The sequence below is a fragment of the Geopseudomonas aromaticivorans genome, assembly GCF_019097855.1.
In the GTDB taxonomy this organism is placed as follows: domain Bacteria; phylum Pseudomonadota; class Gammaproteobacteria; order Pseudomonadales; family Pseudomonadaceae; genus Geopseudomonas; species Geopseudomonas aromaticivorans.
The window spans coordinates 116604-133416 of sequence record NZ_JAHRGL010000010.1 but is presented as its reverse complement, the minus strand read 5'-3'; the positions used below and the strand labels follow the sequence as shown (position 1 = coordinate 133416).

The window sequence follows — 16813 nt, the reverse complement described above, 5'->3', positions numbered from 1 at the left end:
GTGGACGGGGTGGAATGCACGGCAGCGCGAACGGGGTCACAACAGGCGCTGCCGGCTTCGAAACAGGTCGGCTAAGATAGCACAGCGCCACTCGTGCAGGCAGCGTGGGACGCGGCCTGCAGGGTGAAATGCGCGGGTGCGCCAGGACGGCGCGCGACCATCACGCAGGGAGATGAGCGATGAGCATTCGGGACTGGCCGGTGCAGGAACGGCCGCGGGAAAAACTGCTGGCCCACGGGGCGGCGACCTTGAGCGATGCCGAGCTGCTGGCGATCTTCCTGCGCACCGGGGTGGCCGGGCGCAGCGCGGTGGATCTGGCGCGCCATCTGCTGGCCGCGTTCGGCGGCCTGCGCCAGTTGCTGGAGGCCGATCTGCACGGCTTCAGCGCCCATCTGGGCCTGGGGCCGGCCAAGTACGCCCAGCTGCAGGCGGTGCTGGAGATGGGTCGCCGCCACCTGGCCGCGCGGATCCAGCGCGACTCGGCGCTGGAAAGCCCGCAGGCGGTGCGCGATTACCTCAAGGCGCGCCTGCGCCACGAGCCGCACGAGGTGTTCGCCTGCCTGTTCCTCGACACCCGCCACCGCGTGCTGGCCTTCGAGGTGCTGTTCCACGGTTCCATCGACGGCGCCAGCGTCTATCCGCGCCAGGTGGTCAAGCGCGCACTGGCCCACAATGCCGCCGCGGTGATCCTCACCCACAACCATCCCTCGGGGGTGGCCGAGCCGAGCCAGGCCGACCGCCAGCTGACCCAGAAGCTCAAGGAGGCGCTGGCGCTGGTCGAGGTACGGGTGCTCGATCATTTCGTGGTCGGCGACGGCGAGCCGGTGTCGCTCGCCGAATACGGCTGGATCTGACACACTACGCGGTCTGTGTTCTTCCCGGCCGGTGGTCGGCTCCGCGGCGTGTGCCTTGCGAGCGCCGCGGCTTTCTGCTATAAAACTGCGCTCTTTTCTGGGGCCCGGCTTTTCAGCCCGATGGCACAGTCGGTAAGACCCCGATAGAAAGTAAAATTCACACCGATTCAAGCGGCCAACCCATGCCGGGTTGGGCATGTGGTTAAGAGGGCTGAGGTATGTCGAGAGTCTGTCAAGTGACCGGTAAGGGTCCGGTTACCGGGAACAAAATTTCCCACGCGAACAACAAAACCCGTCGTCGTTTCCTGCCGAACCTGCAGCACCATCGTTTCTGGGTCGAGTCCGAGAAGCGCTTCGTGCGTCTGCGCGTATCGGCCAAGGGCATGCGCGTCATCGACAAGCGCGGCATCGACGCCGTGCTGGCTGAAATCCGCACCCGCGGCGAAAAAGTTTAAGGAGCACAATCATGCGTGATCTGATCCGTTTGGTGTCCAGCGCCGGTACCGGCCACTTCTACACCACCGACAAGAACAAGCGCACTACCCCCGGTAAGATCGAGATCAAGAAGTACGATCCGGTCGTCCGCAAGCACGTGATCTACAAGGAAGGCAAGATCAAGTAATTGATCCGGCCCTTGAAGAAGAAACCCGCCCCTCGTGGCGGGTTTTTTCTTGCCTGCGTTTTCTGCGTTTTGCCGCTGCGGCTCAGGCGAGCTGGCGCAGGGCGCCGGCGAGGATCTCCAGCAGCCGGTCGATCTGCTCCCGCTCGATGATCAGCGGCGGCGACAGCGCCAGGGTATCGCCGGTGCAGCGCACCAGCGCGCCGTCCCGGAAGCACTGCTCGAACACCCGCTGGCCGCGGCGGCCGGCGCCGGCCGGATCGGCGGCGAGCTGCACGGCGCCGACCAGGCCGACGCAGCGGATGTCGACCACGTGCGGCAGGTCGCGCAGGCCGAGCAGGGCGGCGCACCAGTAGTCCTCCAGCGCGACAGCGCGCTGGAACAGCTCCTCTTTCTGGTAGATGTCCAACGCGGCAAGGGCGGCGGCGCAGGCCAGCGGGTGCCCCGAGTAGGTGTAGCCGTGGAACAGCTCGATGCCGTCCGGGCCCTGCATGAAGGCGTCGAAGATGTACTGGTGGACGAACACCGCACCCATCGGCACCGCGCCGTTGGTCAGCCCCTTGGCGCTGGTGAGGATGTCCGGTACCACCCCCCAGCGCTGCGAAGCGAAGGCCTCGCCGACGCGCCCGAAGCCGGTGATCACCTCGTCGAAGATCAGCAGGATGCCGTGCCGGCGGGTGATCTCGCGCAGCCGCTGCAGGTAGCCCACCGGCGGCAGGATCACCCCGGCCGAGCCGCTCATCGGCTCGACCATCACCGCGGCGATGTTCTCCGCGCCGTGCAGGGCGACCAGCCGTTCCAGCGCGTCGGCCTGTTCCGCGCCGAAGGCCGGCAGGCCGCGGCTGAAGGCGTTGCGCTCGATATCCAGAGTGTGCGGCAGGTGGTCGACCCCCGGCAGCAGGTTGGCGGAGAACGCCCGGCGGTTGCCGAGCATGCCGCCCACCGACAGGCCGCCGAAGCCGACGCCGTGGTAGCCCAGTTCGCGGCCGATCAGCCGGGTGCGGGTGCCCTGGCCGATGGCGCGCTGGTAGGCGAGGGCGATCTTCAGCGCGGTGTCCGCCGACTCCGAGCCTGAGTTGGTGAAGAACAGCTTGTTCAGCCCCGGCGGGGCGATGGCGGCGAGGCGCTCGGCCAGCGCGAACGGCAGCGGGTGGCCCATCTGGAAGCTCGGCGCGTAGTCCAGCGTGGCGACCTGGCGCGCCACTGCCTCGCTGATCTCGCGGCGGCCGTGGCCGGCGTTGCAGCACCACAGCCCGGCGCAGCCGTCGAGGATCTGCCGGCCGTCGACACTGCGGTAGTACATGCCCTCGGCGCTTTCCAGCAAGCGCGGGTTGGCCTTGAACTGGCGATTGGCGGTGAAGGGCATCCAGTAGTCATCGAGGCGCGGATTGGCAGCGTGCGGCTGGCTTGGCTCGCTCATGGCGTGGTCTTCCTGCGCAAAAGGGCGTGGTGGCTGGGCGATGTGTGCAGGATAGTGAACGCTAGGGCGTCTCGCGCATCGATTCGTCAAGAATCCTGAGCTGTTTCGCCTGCAATTTCGCCGGCCCCGGCTTGCGCAGGTTTTCCCGCTGCAGCCATGATGCTCAAAACAACAGCCCCGGAGCACCTCATGAGCACGCCTAGCCGTACCGAGTGGGAACACCGCGCCAGCATCCTGAAGATCGAGAGTCGCGCCTTTATCCATGGCGAGTACGCCGCGGCCGTCTCCGGGGCGACGTTCGACTGCCGCAGCCCGATCGACGGCCGTCTGCTGGCGCAGGTGGCCAGCTGCGACGCCGCCGACGCCGAGCGGGCGGTGGCCGATGCGCGCGCCGCCTTCGAGTCCGGGGTGTGGTCGCGGCTGGCGCCGGCCAAGCGCAAGGCGATCATGCAGCGCTTCGCCGGCCTGCTCGAGGCCCACGACGAGGAGCTGGCGCTGCTGGAAACTCTTGACATGGGCAAGCCGATCAACGATGCGCTGAAGGTCGACCTGCCGGCCGCGGTGCGCTGCCTGCGCTGGTGCGCCGAGGCGATCGACAAGCTCTACGACGAGGTGGCGCCGACCCCGCACGACCAGCTCGGCCTGGTCACCCGCGAGCCGGTCGGCGTGGTCGCCGCCATCGTGCCGTGGAACTTCCCACTGCTGATGGCCTGCTGGAAGCTCGGCCCGGCGCTGGCCGCCGGCAACTCGGTGGTGCTCAAGCCGTCGGAGAAGTCGCCGCTGACCGCCCTGCGCATCGCCCGGCTGGCGGTCGAGGCCGGCATCCCGCCGGGCGTGTTCAACGTGCTGCCCGGCTACGGCCACACGGTGGGCAAGGCGCTGGCGCTGCACATGGAGGTCGACACCCTGGTGTTCACCGGCTCCACGCGCACCGCCAAGCAGCTGATGATCTACGCCGGCGAATCGAACCTCAAGCGCGTGTGGCTGGAGGCCGGCGGCAAGAGCCCGAACATCGTCTTCGCCGACGCGCCGGACCTGCGCGCCGCGGCGCGTGCCGCCGCCGGGGCGATCTGTTTCAACCAGGGCGAGGTGTGCACCGCCGGCTCGCGCCTGCTGGTCGAGGCCGCGATCAAGGATGAGTTCGTCACCCTGCTGCTGGAGGAGGTGCAACGCTGGCAGCCCGGCCATCCGCTGGACCCGGCGACCAACGTCGGCGCGCTGGTCGACGAGCAGCAGCTCGGTACCGTGCTCGACTACATCGCCGCCGGCCACGCCGAGGGCGCCCAGCTGCGCTGCGGCGGCGGCCGGGTGCTGGCGGAAACCGGCGGAGTGTTCGTCGCGCCGACGGTGTTCGACGGCGTCAGCAACGCGATGAAGATCGCCCGCGAGGAAATCTTCGGCCCGGTGCTGTCGGTGATCGCCTTCGACTCGGCGGAGGAGGCGGTGCGCATCGCCAACGACACCCCCTACGGCCTGGCCGCGGCGATCTGGACCGCCAGCCTGTCCAAGGCCCACCTCACCGCCAAGGCGCTGCGCGCCGGCAGCGTGTGGATCAACCAGTACGACGGCGGCGACATGACCGCGCCGTTCGGCGGCTTCAAGCAGTCCGGCAACGGCCGCGACAAGTCGCTGCATGCCTTCGACAAGTACACCGAGCTGAAGGCGACCTGGATCAAGCTGTAAGCGGCCCGCGCGGGTCGCTGCGGATCTGCGGCCGGGCTCCCGTCATCGGGGCCCGGCCGCACTGTTTTGTGCCGCCCGGCAGCGCCGGAAGACCAGGAGAACGATGGTGCGTTGGGCAACCTACTTGGCGGTGACCGGGGCGGTGGTGCTGGTCGGGCTGGCGCTCGGCCTCAGCCTGCCGCTGGTGTCGTTGCGCCTGGACGGCTGGGGCTACGGCCCGTTCGCCATCGGCGTGATGGCGGCGATGCCGGCCGTCGGTGTGCTGCTCGGCGCGCGCCTGAGCGGCTGGCTGGCGGGGCTGTGCGGCACGCCGCGCAGCCTGCAACTGAGCCTGCTGCTCAGTGCCGGGTCGGTCGCCGCCCTGGCGCTGTGGCCGGACTACGGGCTGTGGCTGCTGCTGCGCCTGCTGCTCGGCATCTCGCTGACCGTGGTGTTCGTCCTCGGCGAAAGCTGGATCAACCAGCTGGCCCCCGAACAGTGGCGCGGCCGGTTGGTGGCACTGTACGGCACCGGCTTCGCCCTCAGCCAGCTGTGCGGGCCGCTGCTGCTCAGCGTGCTGGGCAGCGCCGGCGACCAGGGCTTCTGGCTGGCGGCGGCGCTGCTGGTGGTCGGCATCCTGCCGTTGCTCGGTCGCGACGGCGCACCGCAGGTCGGTCGCCACAGCCTGGCCGGCGGCGGGCTGCTGGTCTTCTGCCGCGGCCAGCCGGCGATCGCCTGGGCGGTGGTGCTGTTCGCCGCCTTCGACGTGCTGGTGCTGACCCTGCTGCCGGTCTACCTGCTGCGCGAGGGCATCGAGCAGGCCAGCGCGCTGCGCATGCTCGGCGCGGTGGTGCTGGGCAACGCCGTGCTGCAGCTGCCGCTCGGCCTGCTCGCCGACCGCCTGCCGCGCGCCGCGCTGCTGCGCGCCTGCGGCCTGGTGCTGTTGGGCGCCAGCCTGGGACTGCCGCTGGCGCTGCATTCGCCGCTGGTCTGGCTGCTGCTGCCGCTGCTCGGCGCCAGCGCCGGCGGCCTCTACACCCTGGCGCTGGTGCTGGTCGGCGCGCGCTATCGCGACGACGCGCTGGTGCGTGCCAACGCCCACATCGCCCTGCTGTGGGGCACCGGCTGCCTGCTCGGCCCGCTGTCCACCGGCGCCGCCAGCCAGTGGCTGAGCGGCCACGGCCTGCCGCTGTTGCTGGCGGGGGGCGCGGCGCTGTTCCTCGCCCTGGCCGCGCGGCGCGGTGCCTTCGAGCTGCGCGGCGATTCGCAGTAGGACGGGCTGGCCCGACAGGCGCCTGCGTGGTACGCGCGGCGCACCTTACCGTTCGGCACCCCTCCCGTCGTAGGGTGCGCCATGCGCACCAATCCTTGCGAGCAAGCGGGGCCGGGCAACGAGGTGCCTACAGCCGCTCTTTGATTTGCTCCCAGAGCATGCCCAGCGCCAGCAGCGGCGCGCGCAGCCGCGGGCCGCCGAGGAAGGTCGGGTGCGGCACCTTGGCGAACAGCTCGAAGCCGCTGCTGTCTTCGCCGTGGATGGCCATGGCCAGCAGCTGCGCCGCCAGGTGGCTGGCGTTGAGGCCGTGGCCGGAGTAGGCCTGGGCGTAGAAAACGTTGGGCTGCTCCGGCAGGCGGCCGAGCTGCGGCAGGCGGTTGGCGCCGATGCCGATCATGCCGCCCCAGGCGTAGTCGATGCGCGCCTCGCGCAGTTGCGGAAACACCTTGAGCATCTTCGCCCGCATGTAGGCGGCGATGTCCGCCGGATCGCGCCCGGAGTAGTGGCAGGCACCGCCGAACAGCAGGCGGCGGTCGCGCGACAGGCGGAAGTAGTCGAGCGCCACGCGCTGGTCGCACAGCGCCATGTCCCGGGGGATCAGTTGCCGCGCGCGTGCCTCGCCCAGCGGCTCGGTGGCGATGATGTAGCTGCCGGCCGGCAGCACCTTGCCGGCCAGCTGCGGCTGCAGGCCGGCGAGGTAGGCGTTGCCGGCGAGGATCAGCCGCTCGGCGCGCACCCGGCCACGGGCGGTGTGCACCAGGATCTGCGCGCCGTAGTCGATGCGCGTCGCCGCCGAGCGCTCGAACAGTCGGGCGCCCAGACCGACGGCCGCCGCCGCCTCGCCGAGGGCCAGGTTGAGCGGGTGCAGGTGGCCGGAACCCATGTCGATCAGCCCGCCGCAGTAGCGGTCGGAACCGACCACCTCGGGCATCTGTTCAGGCTGCAGCAGGCGCAGCTCGTGGCGGTAGCCGAGCGCCAGCAGCTCGTCGCGGGCGCGGGCGAAGTCCTCCAGATGCTGCGGGCGATTGGCCAGGTCGCAGTAGCCCCAGCGCAGGTCGCAGTCGATGGCGAACTCCGCGATGCGCCGACGCACCAGCTCCACCGCCTCCAGGCCGTACAGCTTGAGGCGGCGCACGCCGTCTTCGCCGAGCAGTGGCAGGAAGCGCTCGACGCCGTGGCCGACGCCGCGGATCAGCTGGCCACCGTTGCGCCCGCTGGCGCCCCAGCCGATCTGCCGCGCCTCCAGCAGCGCCACCGCGTAGCCGCGGCGGGCCAGTTCGATGGCGCAGTTCAGTCCGGTGTAGCCGCCGCCGACGATGCACACATCCACGCCGATCTCGCCGTCCAGCGCGGGAAACGCCAGCGCCCGGTTGGCGCTGGCGGCGTACCAGGACGGTGCGTGCTGGTCGGTGTGGGTCGGGATGCGGGACATGTTGTCGCGAAACCTCCGGGATTTCCGACGAGGATAGGCCAGTTGCCGCCAATCAGTCGGCAATCGGCAGCGCCAGGCTCTCCTTGACCTCTTCCATGACGATGTAGCTCTTCGACTCGCGCACGTGCGGCAGCTTGAGCAGGATGTCGCCGAGCAGCTTGCGGTAGGAGGCCATTTCCGAGATGCGCGCCTTGACCAGGTAGTCGAAGTCGCCGGACACCAGGTGGCATTCCAGCACCTGCGGCAGGCGCAGCACCGCGCGGCGGAACTCCTCGAAGGTGTCGCCGGACTTGTAGTCCAGGCTCAGCTCGACGAACACCAGCAGGCCGGCGCGCAGCTGCGGCGGATCGAGCCGCGCGTGGTAGCCGAGGATCACCCCGTCGCGCTCCAGGCGGCGCACCCGCTCGGTGCAGGGGGTGGTCGACAGGCCGACCCGCTCGCCCAGTTCGGTGAAGGAGATCCGCCCCTCCTCCTGCAGGATGCGCAGGATGTTGCGATCGATGCGGTCCAGGTCGCGGCGGGATTTGTGCGGACTGCTCATGGGGAATGCCCCTCCCGAGGCGCATTTGCTCTGCGATTTGTCGCAAAATAGCGCCTCGCCGCCAGTGAAAGCCACTGCCGCAGCGCTTCCCATGCCCGTCCCGGTCGCACTCGCCGGGGCCACCACCAGGAGACTCCCCCATGGCCATCCGCCGCCTGCACAGCGAGCCGCGCTACAGCGAGATCGTCATCCACAACGGCACCGTCCACCTCGGCGGGCAGCTGGCCGACGACCTGTCCGGCGATATCCGCCAGCAGACCCGCGAAACCCTGGCCAACATCGACCGCCTGCTGGCCGAGGCCGGTACCGACAAGACCCGCATCCTGTCGACCACCATCTACCTGCGCGATATCGCCACCGATTTCGCCGCCATGAACGAGGTTTGGGACGCCTGGGTCGCTCCCGGCGCGTCGCCGGCGCGCGCCACGGTGGAGGCCCGCCTGTACGCGCCGGAGGTGCGCGTGGAGATGATGGTGATCGCTGCGCTGCCGTGAGCGTGGCTGCCCCGGCAGGCCGGCGCTGCGCCGCGCCCTGTCGGCGGCTTTGTTGAAAATACTGCACGGCGTTGCCATGCTATACGCAACAACCCCATCAGCCTGAACGATCGAGGAGGACGCCAGCCTTGGACGTCGGAGCCCGTCTGTACGCCATCCGCAAACTCAAGGGTCTGTCCCAGCGCGAGCTGGCCAAGCGGGCGGGAGTGACCAACAGCACCATTTCGATGATCGAGAAGAACAGCGTCAGCCCCTCGATCAGCTCGCTGAAGAAGGTGCTGGGCGGCATCCCCATGTCGCTGGTGGAGTTCTTCTCCATGGACATGGCGCACGACGACCAGGCTCAGGTGGTCTACAAGTCCGACGAGCTGATCGACATCGGCGGCGGCGCGGTGGCCATGAAACTGGTCGGCCGGGCCTTCCCCAACCGCACCCTGGCGTTCCTCGACGAAACCTATCCGCCGGGCGCCGACACCGGCCGGGAAATGCTCAGCCACGAGGGCGAGGAGGCCGGCATGCTGGTCGAGGGGCGCCTCGAGCTGACCGTCGGCGAGGCGGTGTTCATCCTCGACACGGGGGACAGCTACTACTTCCGCAGCGACCAGCCGCACCGCTTCCGCAATCCGTTCGAGCAGCCGGCGCGGCTGATCAGTGCCACCACCCCGGCCACGTTCTGAACGGGCGGCGTTCGTCCGCACCGCTGTCAAGCCCTTGCGACCATCGGGCTTGTTTCGGCCGGCTCGGCTTTGCCGTTATACTGCGGCGCCCGCGTGGTCCATCGCCCCGGGCGTGACTAGCCACGAAAGAGGGTGTAAGGGTGAACCTGATCAAGAAATTCCTGGCAGCCCAGGCTGCCGTGCTGGCCCTGTGGGCGGTTGGTGCCCAGGCCGATAGCGATGACAACATCGCCGAGCGTCTCAAGCCGGTAGGCGAAGTCTGCATCGCCGGCCAGGAGTGCAAGGGCGTGGGTGCCGTGGCTGCCGCTGCCGGCGGCGCGCGCAGCGCCGATGACGTCATCGCCAAGCACTGCGGCGCCTGCCACAGCAGCGGCGTGCTGGGTGCGCCGAAGATCGGCGACGCCGCCGACTGGAAAGCCCGTGCTGGCGAGCGCGGCGGTTTCGATGCGCTGCTGAAGTCGGCCATCGCTGGTCGTAACGCCATGCCGCCGAAGGGCACCTGCGCGGATTGCTCCGACGACGAGCTGAAGGGCGCGATCCACAAGATGTCCGGCCTGTAATTCTGCCGCATCGCAAAAAAACCGCCGCTCAAGGCGGTTTTTTTGTGCTTGTGCAGTGCACACAACTACCCTGATTTAGTGCTAGGCTCTGATCTATCCGGCCAGCGATGGCAGCCCCGATGCGGCCTGCTTCGCGCGCCCTCCGCCCGCTGCGCACTTGGCTCCCCCGGCTTGCCGACCTGCGCGCTGCGCGGATTTCCTGCGAGCCCAGCGAGGAGCGGTAGATGAACATCAGTGCCCTGCAGCCTATGACTCCCCCGGCCGTCTCGGTTCCCCGTGTCGCCGGTAATCCTCTCGATCTCAAGGTCCACGCGGCGATCGCCCGCGCCAACAGCTCGGTATCGCCCATCAGCCTGCTGCTGGCCATGATGGACTGGTCCGGTCATCTCGCCGGCTCGCCCGGCAAGCAGCTGGAGCTGCTGAACCTCGGCCTGGAGCAGACCCGCCGCCTGCTCGAGTATGTCCGTGAAGTCGCCAGCGCCTCGCCCGACTGTCCGGCGCACGAGTGCGTCGAGCCGCCACGGCGCGACCGGCGCTTCGCGGCCAAGGAATGGCACCAGTGGCCGTTCAGCCTGATGCACCAGTCGTTCCTGCTCAGCCAGGAATGGTGGCAGGTGGCGACCCACGGCGTGCGCGGCGTCTCGCGCCACCACGAGGAAGTGGTGGCCTTCGCGGCCCGCCAGCTGCTCGACATGTTCTCCCCCGGCAACTACCTGGTGAGCAATCCGCTGGTGCTGCAGCGCACCGCCGCCACCGGCGGCGCCAACCTGGTGCGCGGCATGATCCACGCGCTCGAAGATGCCGAGCGCCTGGCCGCCGGCCATCCACCGGCCGGCACCGAGAACTTCGTGGTCGGCCGCGACGTCGCCGCGACCCCAGGCAAGGTGGTGCTGAAGAACCGCCTGATCGAACTGATCCAGTACACCCCGACCACCGCCACCGTGCATCCGGAACCGATCCTGATCGTGCCGGCATGGATCATGAAGTACTACATCCTCGACCTGTCGCCGCACAACTCGCTGGTCAAATACCTGGTCGACCAGGGCCACACGGTGTTCTGCCTGTCCTGGAAGAACCCGGGGGCCGAGGACGGCGACCTCGGCATGGACGAGTACCTGCAGCTCGGCTTCTTCGCCGCCCTCGACGCGATCAATGCCATCGTTCCCGATCGCAAGGTGCACGCCACCGGCTACTGCCTGGGCGGTACCCTGCTGGCCATCGCCGCGGCCGCGATGGCCCGCGACAACGACGAGCGCCTGGCGTCTATCTCCCTGCTCACCGCCCAAACCGACTTCACCGAGCCGGGCGAGCTGGCGCTGTTCATCGACGAGAGCGAAGTCAGCCTGCTCGAAGCGCAGATGCACGAAACCGGCTACCTCACCGCCGGGCAGATGGTCGGCGCCTTCCAGCTGCTGCGCTCCAGCGATCTGCTGTGGTCGCGCATGGTCGGCGAATACCTGATGGGCGAGCGCGCCGAGATGATCGATCTGATGGCGTGGAACGCCGATGCCACGCGGATGCCTGCGCGCATGCACAGCCAGTACCTGCGTCGCCTGTTCCTCAACGACGACCTCAGCGAGGGTCGCTACCCGGTGGGTGGCCGGCCGGTGTCGCTGAGCGACATCGACACCCCAGTGTTCTGTGTCGCCACCACCCAGGACCACGTGGCGCCGTGGCGCTCGGTGTTCAAACTGCACTACCTGAGCCCCACCGAGATCACCTTCGTGCTGACCAGCGGCGGCCACAACGCCGGCATCGTCAGCGAGCCGGGCCGGCCGCGGCGGCATTACCAGGTGCTGCAGCGGCCGGTCGGCGGCAATTACGTCGCCCCCGATGCCTGGCTCGCCAGCGCCCCGCGCCATGAAGACTCGTGGTGGCTGGAATGGCTCGCCTGGCTGCAGGCGCGCTCCTCGACGCCGGTTGCCGCGCCCGCCACCGGTGCGCCCGAGCAGGGTTACCCGGTCGTCGCCGACGCGCCGGGCGAGTACGTGCGGCAAAAGTAGCTTCGGCTTTCCTCCCCATCCGCTGCCCTCTGTAGGAGGTCGTCATGTACCTCGATGCGCAATCCTCGCTGACCCAGTACAAGGTCAATCTGCAGTTCTACTTCCGTCTCTGCGACCTGCTGCGGGAAAACAGCCTGCGCTGGAGCGAGGCGGGCAACCGCGCGGTCGACGCCTGCGCCGCCGAGCTGGAGAGCGCGTCCACTCGCATGCTCGACGCCCGCGACTGGAGCTCGCTGGGCTTTGTCGCCAGCGATCTGGGCTGGAAGGCCCTGCAGCTACAGTGCGGGGCGGTCCAGCAGCTGGCGGAAACCACCCTCAACAACCAGAGCGCCTTCAGCGCGGCGGTGCAGGAGGCGGTGTCGGGCTGGCAGCAGGACAGCGCCGTGGCCCTCAAGGAAAGCACCGGCGCCATGCCGATCAGCACCACCCTGCAGGATTACCTGCAGGACTACCTCCACCTGCTGGCCCCGCAGGCGCGGGGTAGCGCCAGCCGCAAGTCGTCGCCGCGCCGGGCGCGCTGATCGTCGCGACGCGCGGGGCCGGCTCACTCGACAAAGTGGACCTGGCCCCCGCTCAGCGAAGCGACTCGCGCCAGGGATTCGACCCGGTAGCCGAGCCTCTCCAGCTCCGCGCGGCCGGGCTGGAACGCCTTCTCGATCACGATGCCGATGCCGGCGATGCTGGCACCGGCCTGCTGGGCGATGGAAACCAGCCCCAGCGCGGCCTGGCCATGGGCGAGGAAGTCGTCGACGATCAGCACCCGGTCGTCGGCGGCGAGGTGCTGGGTGGCGATGGCGATGGTGCTCTCCACCTGCTTGGTGAAGGAGTACACCCGCGCGGTCAGCAGCTGGTCGGTCAGCGTCAGCGAGCGCTGCTTGCGCGCGAACAGCATCGGCACGCCCAGCGCCAGCGCGGTCATCAGCGCCGGCGCGATGCCCGAGGCCTCGATGGTCAGCACCTTGCTGATGCCCTGGTCGCGAAAGCGCCGGGCGAGTTCCGCGCCGATCTGCTGCATCAGCAGCGGGTCGACCTTGTGGTTGAGGAAGGCATCCACCTTGAGCACCTGCTCGGAGAGTACGATGCCGTGCGCGCGGATCTGCTGTTTCAGTTGCTCCATGGTGCCTGGCCGCTCCGCTCGGACGTTGTTCGCAGTTCAGTGTAGGGCACGCGGGTGGTGCCGCGCAGGTTGGCGGCCGTGTGCGATCAGGGTGCCGTTCGCCGGTTTATCGCCCGCTCACTCAGCACTTGTGCGCGCCGTGTGGTCATAGACAAGCCGCATCCCTTTTCTTCGAGGTTCGCCCATGCACGTGCTTCACTCTCTCAGCCTGTCCGCCCTGCTGCTCGCGGCGAGTGTCCCGGCCTTCGCGGTCACTGCGGGGGATGCCGCCCAGGCCATCCCGGCGCCGAGCGCGCCCGCCATCCAGGTCGTCCCGGCGGCATCTTCCGCTGCTCAGACCGCCCCGGTCGCCGGGCCTGCTGCTCCGCCCGGCAGCGCCGCCCTCGGCAGCCTGGTCAATCCGCAGACCCTGGCCCTGCTCGATTCGCTGCAGGCCCTGCAAGTGAGCCCGCAGCAGGCGGTGGGTGGCGTTGGAGCCTTGCTCGGCCTGGCGCAGAATCGCCTGGCGGGCGATCAGTATGCGCAGCTGGCCGGCGCCGTGCCGGGCCTGGAACTCCTGGGTAGCAATGCTGGCAGCGCTGCCAGCGCGGGCAATGGCGTCAGCGGTGTGCTGGGTCGCTTGAGCGCCTTGAGCGGCTTGCTCGGCGGCTCCGCCAGCCCGGCGCCGCAGGGCGGCGCATCGGCAGGTCCGGTCGACAGCCTGGAGGACGTCAACCAGGCGTTCTCGGCGCTGGGCATGGGAGCCGGCCTGGTCGGCCAGTTCGCGCCGATCCTGCTGCAGTTCCTCGGCAGCCAGGGCGTGGCCGGCACGCTGCTGCAGAGCCTCGGCGGCATCTGGGGCGTGCCCGGTGCGCTGATGCCGGCGCCGGTGTCGGGTCTCAGCGCGCCGGTGGCTGGCGCCGGGCTCTGATCACCTCGGCCCGCGCGCGCAGCTGGCCGCAGCCGCCGTCGATGTCCTGGCCGGCGCTGTTGCGCACCTTGGTCAGCACGCCGCGGCTGTGCAGGTAGCGCACCATCTGCACGATGCGTTCGCCGTCGGGACGCTGGAAGTCGTCGTCTTCCAGGCTGTTGTAGGGGATCAGGTTGAGCACCGCGTACTTGCCCTTGAACAGGCGCAGGATGGCGTCCATTTCCTCGACGCTGTCGTTGATGTCCTTGAGCAGCGTCCACTGGTACTGGATCGGATAGCCGACCGTGCGCGCGTAGGCCTCGCCCAGCTCGACCAGTTCCTCCGGGTCGAGCTGGGGCGCGCGCGGCAGCAGTTCGCGGCGCAGATCGGCGCGGGTGGTGTGCAGCGACAGCGCCAGCGCCGGCTTGACCCGCTCCAGCGGCAGACGCTCGAACACGCGCCGGTCGCCGACGGTGGAGAACACCAGGTTCTTGTGGCCGATGCCGCCGTCGGTGCCGAGCAGGTGGATGGCCTCCAGCACGTTGTCGAGGTTGTGCGCCGGCTCGCCCATGCCCATGAACACCACCTTCTTTACCGCACGGAAGCGCCGGGCGAGGGCGACCTGGGCGACGATCTCGGCGCTGCCGAGCTGGCGCAGCAGGCCGCTCTTGCCGGTCATGCAGAACACGCAGCCCACTGCGCAGCCGACCTGGCTCGACACGCACAGTCCATCGCGCGGCAGCAGCACGCTCTCGACCATCTGCCCGTCGGCCAGTTCGACCAGCAGGCGCGCCGAACCGTCGGCGGCCGGGTGCTCGGAGCGCAGACGCGCCAGGCCGGCGACCTCCGCGGCCAGTGCCGGCAGCGCCGCGCGTACCGAAAGCGGGAAATAGTCCTCGGCGGGCCGGTTGCGCGGTCCGCTGTCCAGCGCCCGGCCCTGCAGCCAGGCACGCAGGATGCGCCCGCTGTGGCAGGACTGGGCGCCGCAGGCGGCGAGACGTTGTTGCAGGTCGTGGATACGCATAGGGCGCGCATCCTATCACCAGGCCGCGGGAGAGGGCAGGTGGTTCTGGCCGGCGGCTCGAGGGGGAGCCGTTGGCCGCACCTCGGGGGTGGGGAGAGCTCTGCCGCGCCTAGGGCCGTGCGGGGCGGGGCGGCAACCGCCGGGGTTGCCTGCTTGCAGCGGCAGGCATCAAAAGGCCGCCGAAAGTGGCGGCCTCGGGTGTGCTGCGCTCGGCTCAGGACAGCTCGGACAGCACCTCGCGGCAGCTGGTCGGCAGCGGGTGAGGGGCATCCAGTCGAGCTTGCAGCCGCTCGGCAAATGCCTTCGCCTCATCCTGCGTCCTGAAGTTCACCGCACAGGTGTCCAGCCTGACCACCCAGTCCGTCTTGCCCACCACCTCTTCAATTTCGACTTTCATCAGCAGAGCCCTGAGAAGCATTGAAGGAACAGGAGACACGATGGTAGTCCGCCATCAAGACTGCCGCCAAGCGCCGGCAGGCGGCCGGCAGATGAGCTGCCCGTGGCATTCCGTCGCGCGCGCCGCTCTGGCTACACTGTGCCCCTCGCTTTGCCCACGCCACGAGGTGCCGATGGACAAGATCCTGGTCAGCCGCTGCCTGCTCGGTCACGCGGTGCGTTACGACGGCGCGGCCCATGGCCCGATCCCGCGCCTGCTGCAGTGGCAGGCCGAAGGGCGGGTGGTGGCGCTCTGCCCGGAGGTGGCCGGTGGCCTGTCGACGCCGCGGCCGCCGGCGGAAATTCAAGGCGGCCAGGGCGGCGCGGTGCTGGACGGCCTGCTGGCGGTGCGCACGGTCGACGGCGAGGACGTCGGCACCGCCTTCCTGGCCGGGGCGCAGGCCGCCCTGGCGCTGGTGCGCCAGCATGGCATTCGCGTCGCCGTACTCAAGGCGCGCAGCCCCTCCTGCGGCAACCTGGAAAACTACGACGGCAGCTTCAGCGGCCGCCGGGTGCCGGGCGAGGGGGTCACCGCCGCCTTGCTGCGCCGCGCCGGCGTGCGGGTGTTCAACGAAGAGCAGCTGGCGGAGGCGGCGCAGGCGCTGGCCGACTGAGCGCCACCCCCGCATGCCCTGCGCCCTCAGCTGCGCGGCAAGGCGCGGTTGTACCAGTCACGGCTGCGATTGATGCTGCGCACCAGCCAGAGCATCACCGGCACTTCGATCAGCACGCCGACCACCGTGGCCAGCGCCGCGCCCGAGTCGAAGCCGTACAGCACGATGGCCACCGCGACCGCCAGCTCGAAGAAGTTCGACGCACCGATCATGGTGGCGGGGCCAGCGATGTCATGGCGGACCTTGAAACGGCGGCACAGCCCGTAGCCGAGCGCGGCGATGAACAGGGTCTGCAGCAGGATCGGTACCGCCAGCAGGCCGATGACCAGCGGCTGCGCGACGATCGCCTCGCCCTGGAAGGAGAACAGCAGCACCAGGGTGGCCAGCAGGGCGACGATGGAGTACGGCGAGATCTTCGCCAGCGCCGCCTGGAAGGCCGCCTCGCCGCGCCTGCGCAGCTGCGCGCGGAAGAACTGGGCGATGGCCAGCGGGATGACGATGTACATCACCACCGACAGCAGCAGGGTGTCCCAAGGCACCGGGATCGACGACACGCCGAGCAGCAGGGCGACGATCGGCGCGAAGGCGAACACCATCACCAGGTCGTTGAGCGCCACCTGGGTCAGGGTGAAGTTGGCGTTGCCGTTGCACAGGTTGCTCCACACGAAGACCATCGCCGTGCAGGGCGCCGCGCCGAGCAGGATCAGCCCGGCCATGTAGCTGTCCAGTTCGCCGGCCGGCAACCAGTCGACGAACACGACCTTGATGAACAGCCAGCCGATCAGCGCCATCGAGAACGGCTTGACCGCCCAGTTGACGAACAGGGTGACTCCCATGCCGGCCTTCTGCTCGCGCACCTCGTGCAGGGCGGCGAAGTCGATCTTCATCAGCATGGGGATGATCATCACCCAGATCAGCACGCCGACCGGCAGATTGACCTGGGCCACCTCCAGCGCGCCGATGCCGTGGGCCACCGCCGGGGCATAGAGGCCGAGCAGGGTACCGGCGACGATGCACAGGAACACCCAGAGGGTCAGGTAGCGCTCGAAGAAACCGAGCGGGGCGCCGGCGGCCTGCCTGGCCGCCACTTCACAGTGATTGGACATCGGGGCTTACCTTCCTTACTCGCGGCCAGCTCGCGCGGAGGCGGCGGGCGCCGATGATGAGATGCCGAGCCGTCCGCGACGGACGCTACGCCG

The 16813-nt window shown here is 69.3% G+C and carries 19 protein-coding genes; 12 read left to right on the top strand and 7 right to left on the bottom strand.

The genetic code is table 11. From position 1 onward, the window contains the following. The first annotated feature begins 179 nt into the window (after nt 1–179). From radC to rpmG, 3 genes are all read left to right on the top strand, one after another. The gene (gene radC, locus KRX52_RS03635; RefSeq protein ID WP_217679798.1) at nt 180–854 is read left to right on the top strand and encodes a RadC family protein; all 675 of its coding nucleotides are present in this window, start codon (nt 180–182) and stop codon (nt 852–854) included. 218 nt (nt 855–1072) lie between these two features. Further along, nucleotides 1073–1309: a 50S ribosomal protein L28 gene (gene rpmB / locus KRX52_RS03630; RefSeq protein ID WP_217679797.1), complete on the top strand. Its 237-nt coding sequence runs from the start codon at nt 1073–1075 to the stop codon at nt 1307–1309. 11 nt (nt 1310–1320) lie between these two features. Next, a complete protein-coding gene (rpmG, locus tag KRX52_RS03625; RefSeq protein WP_217679796.1) occupies nt 1321–1476 on the top strand; it encodes a 50S ribosomal protein L33 in 156 nt (51 codons plus the stop codon). A gap of 82 nt (nt 1477–1558) precedes the next feature. Here the strand turns inward: rpmG and aptA are convergent, their stop codons facing one another. Then, the gene (gene aptA / locus KRX52_RS03620) at nt 1559–2893 is read right to left on the bottom strand and encodes an omega-aminotransferase AptA (protein WP_217679795.1); all 1335 of its coding nucleotides are present in this window, start codon (nt 2891–2893) and stop codon (nt 1559–1561) included. Nucleotides 2894–3082: 189 nt separating this feature from the next. Here aptA and KRX52_RS03615 point away from each other — a divergent pair, with 189 nt between their 5' ends. After that, nucleotides 3083–4576 (top strand): aldehyde dehydrogenase, encoded by a 1494-nt coding sequence (locus KRX52_RS03615; RefSeq protein WP_217679794.1) that lies wholly within the window; start codon nt 3083–3085, stop codon nt 4574–4576. A 106-nt stretch (nt 4577–4682) separates the two neighbouring features. Beyond that, entirely contained in the window at nt 4683–5828 is a 1146-nt protein-coding gene (locus KRX52_RS03610) for an MFS transporter (protein WP_217679849.1), read from the top strand. 127 nt (nt 5829–5955) lie between these two features. Here KRX52_RS03610 and KRX52_RS03605 read toward each other — a convergent pair whose 3' ends face one another. Beyond that, nucleotides 5956–7260 (bottom strand): NAD(P)/FAD-dependent oxidoreductase, encoded by a 1305-nt coding sequence (locus tag KRX52_RS03605; RefSeq protein ID WP_217679793.1) that lies wholly within the window; start codon nt 7258–7260, stop codon nt 5956–5958. A 52-nt stretch (nt 7261–7312) separates the two neighbouring features. Then, nucleotides 7313–7801 carry an Lrp/AsnC ligand binding domain-containing protein gene (locus KRX52_RS03600; protein WP_217679792.1) on the bottom strand — a complete coding sequence of 163 codons (489 nt, stop codon included), beginning with the start codon at nt 7799–7801 and terminating at the stop codon, nt 7313–7315. Between the two features lie 140 nt (nt 7802–7941). On the opposite strand from KRX52_RS03600, the gene KRX52_RS03595 reads away from it, so the two are divergent. The 5 genes from KRX52_RS03595 (at nt 7942) to KRX52_RS03575 (ending at nt 12056) form a co-directional block, all read left to right on the top strand. Beyond that, on the top strand, nt 7942–8295 hold the full coding sequence (locus KRX52_RS03595) for a RidA family protein (RefSeq protein WP_217679791.1): 354 nt from the start codon (nt 7942–7944) through the stop codon (nt 8293–8295). Between the two features lie 128 nt (nt 8296–8423). Beyond that, nucleotides 8424–8972, top strand: a complete 549-nt coding sequence (locus tag KRX52_RS03590; RefSeq protein ID WP_217679790.1) for a cupin domain-containing protein — start codon at nt 8424–8426, stop codon at nt 8970–8972. 140 nt (nt 8973–9112) lie between these two features. Then, nucleotides 9113–9532 carry a c-type cytochrome gene (locus KRX52_RS03585; RefSeq protein WP_217679789.1) on the top strand — a complete coding sequence of 140 codons (420 nt, stop codon included), beginning with the start codon at nt 9113–9115 and terminating at the stop codon, nt 9530–9532. Between the two features lie 224 nt (nt 9533–9756). Further along, nucleotides 9757–11535, top strand: a complete 1779-nt coding sequence (locus tag KRX52_RS03580) for a PHA/PHB synthase family protein (RefSeq protein WP_254797364.1) — start codon at nt 9757–9759, stop codon at nt 11533–11535. Nucleotides 11536–11579: 44 nt separating this feature from the next. After that, nucleotides 11580–12056, top strand: a complete 477-nt coding sequence (locus KRX52_RS03575; RefSeq protein WP_217679788.1) for a hypothetical protein — start codon at nt 11580–11582, stop codon at nt 12054–12056. A 23-nt stretch (nt 12057–12079) separates the two neighbouring features. Here the strand turns inward: KRX52_RS03575 and KRX52_RS03570 are convergent, their stop codons facing one another. Next, complete coding sequence (locus tag KRX52_RS03570) at nt 12080–12652, bottom strand: xanthine phosphoribosyltransferase (protein ID WP_217679787.1); 573 nt, start codon at nt 12650–12652, stop codon at nt 12080–12082. 184 nt (nt 12653–12836) lie between these two features. On the opposite strand from KRX52_RS03570, the gene KRX52_RS03565 reads away from it, so the two are divergent. After that, on the top strand, nt 12837–13562 hold the full coding sequence (locus tag KRX52_RS03565; protein ID WP_217679786.1) for a DUF2780 domain-containing protein: 726 nt from the start codon (nt 12837–12839) through the stop codon (nt 13560–13562). Here KRX52_RS03565 and KRX52_RS03560 read toward each other — a convergent pair. Further along, nucleotides 13531–14565, bottom strand: a complete 1035-nt coding sequence (locus KRX52_RS03560; protein WP_217679785.1) for an RNA methyltransferase — start codon at nt 14563–14565, stop codon at nt 13531–13533. The two genes, KRX52_RS03565 and KRX52_RS03560, sit on opposite strands and share 32 nt — an antisense overlap. Nucleotides 14566–14779: 214 nt before the next feature. Further along, a complete protein-coding gene (locus KRX52_RS03555) occupies nt 14780–14962 on the bottom strand; it encodes a hypothetical protein (protein WP_217679784.1) in 183 nt (60 codons plus the stop codon). Nucleotides 14963–15134: 172 nt separating this feature from the next. Here KRX52_RS03555 and KRX52_RS03550 point away from each other — a divergent pair, with 172 nt between their 5' ends. Continuing rightward, the gene (locus tag KRX52_RS03550; protein WP_217679783.1) at nt 15135–15614 is read left to right on the top strand and encodes a 2-thiouracil desulfurase family protein; all 480 of its coding nucleotides are present in this window, start codon (nt 15135–15137) and stop codon (nt 15612–15614) included. A gap of 26 nt (nt 15615–15640) precedes the next feature. Here the strand turns inward: KRX52_RS03550 and arsB are convergent, their stop codons facing one another. Next, nucleotides 15641–16720: an ACR3 family arsenite efflux transporter gene (arsB, locus tag KRX52_RS03545; protein WP_217679782.1), complete on the bottom strand. Its 1080-nt coding sequence runs from the start codon at nt 16718–16720 to the stop codon at nt 15641–15643. Nucleotides 16721–16813 lie beyond the last annotated feature (93 nt).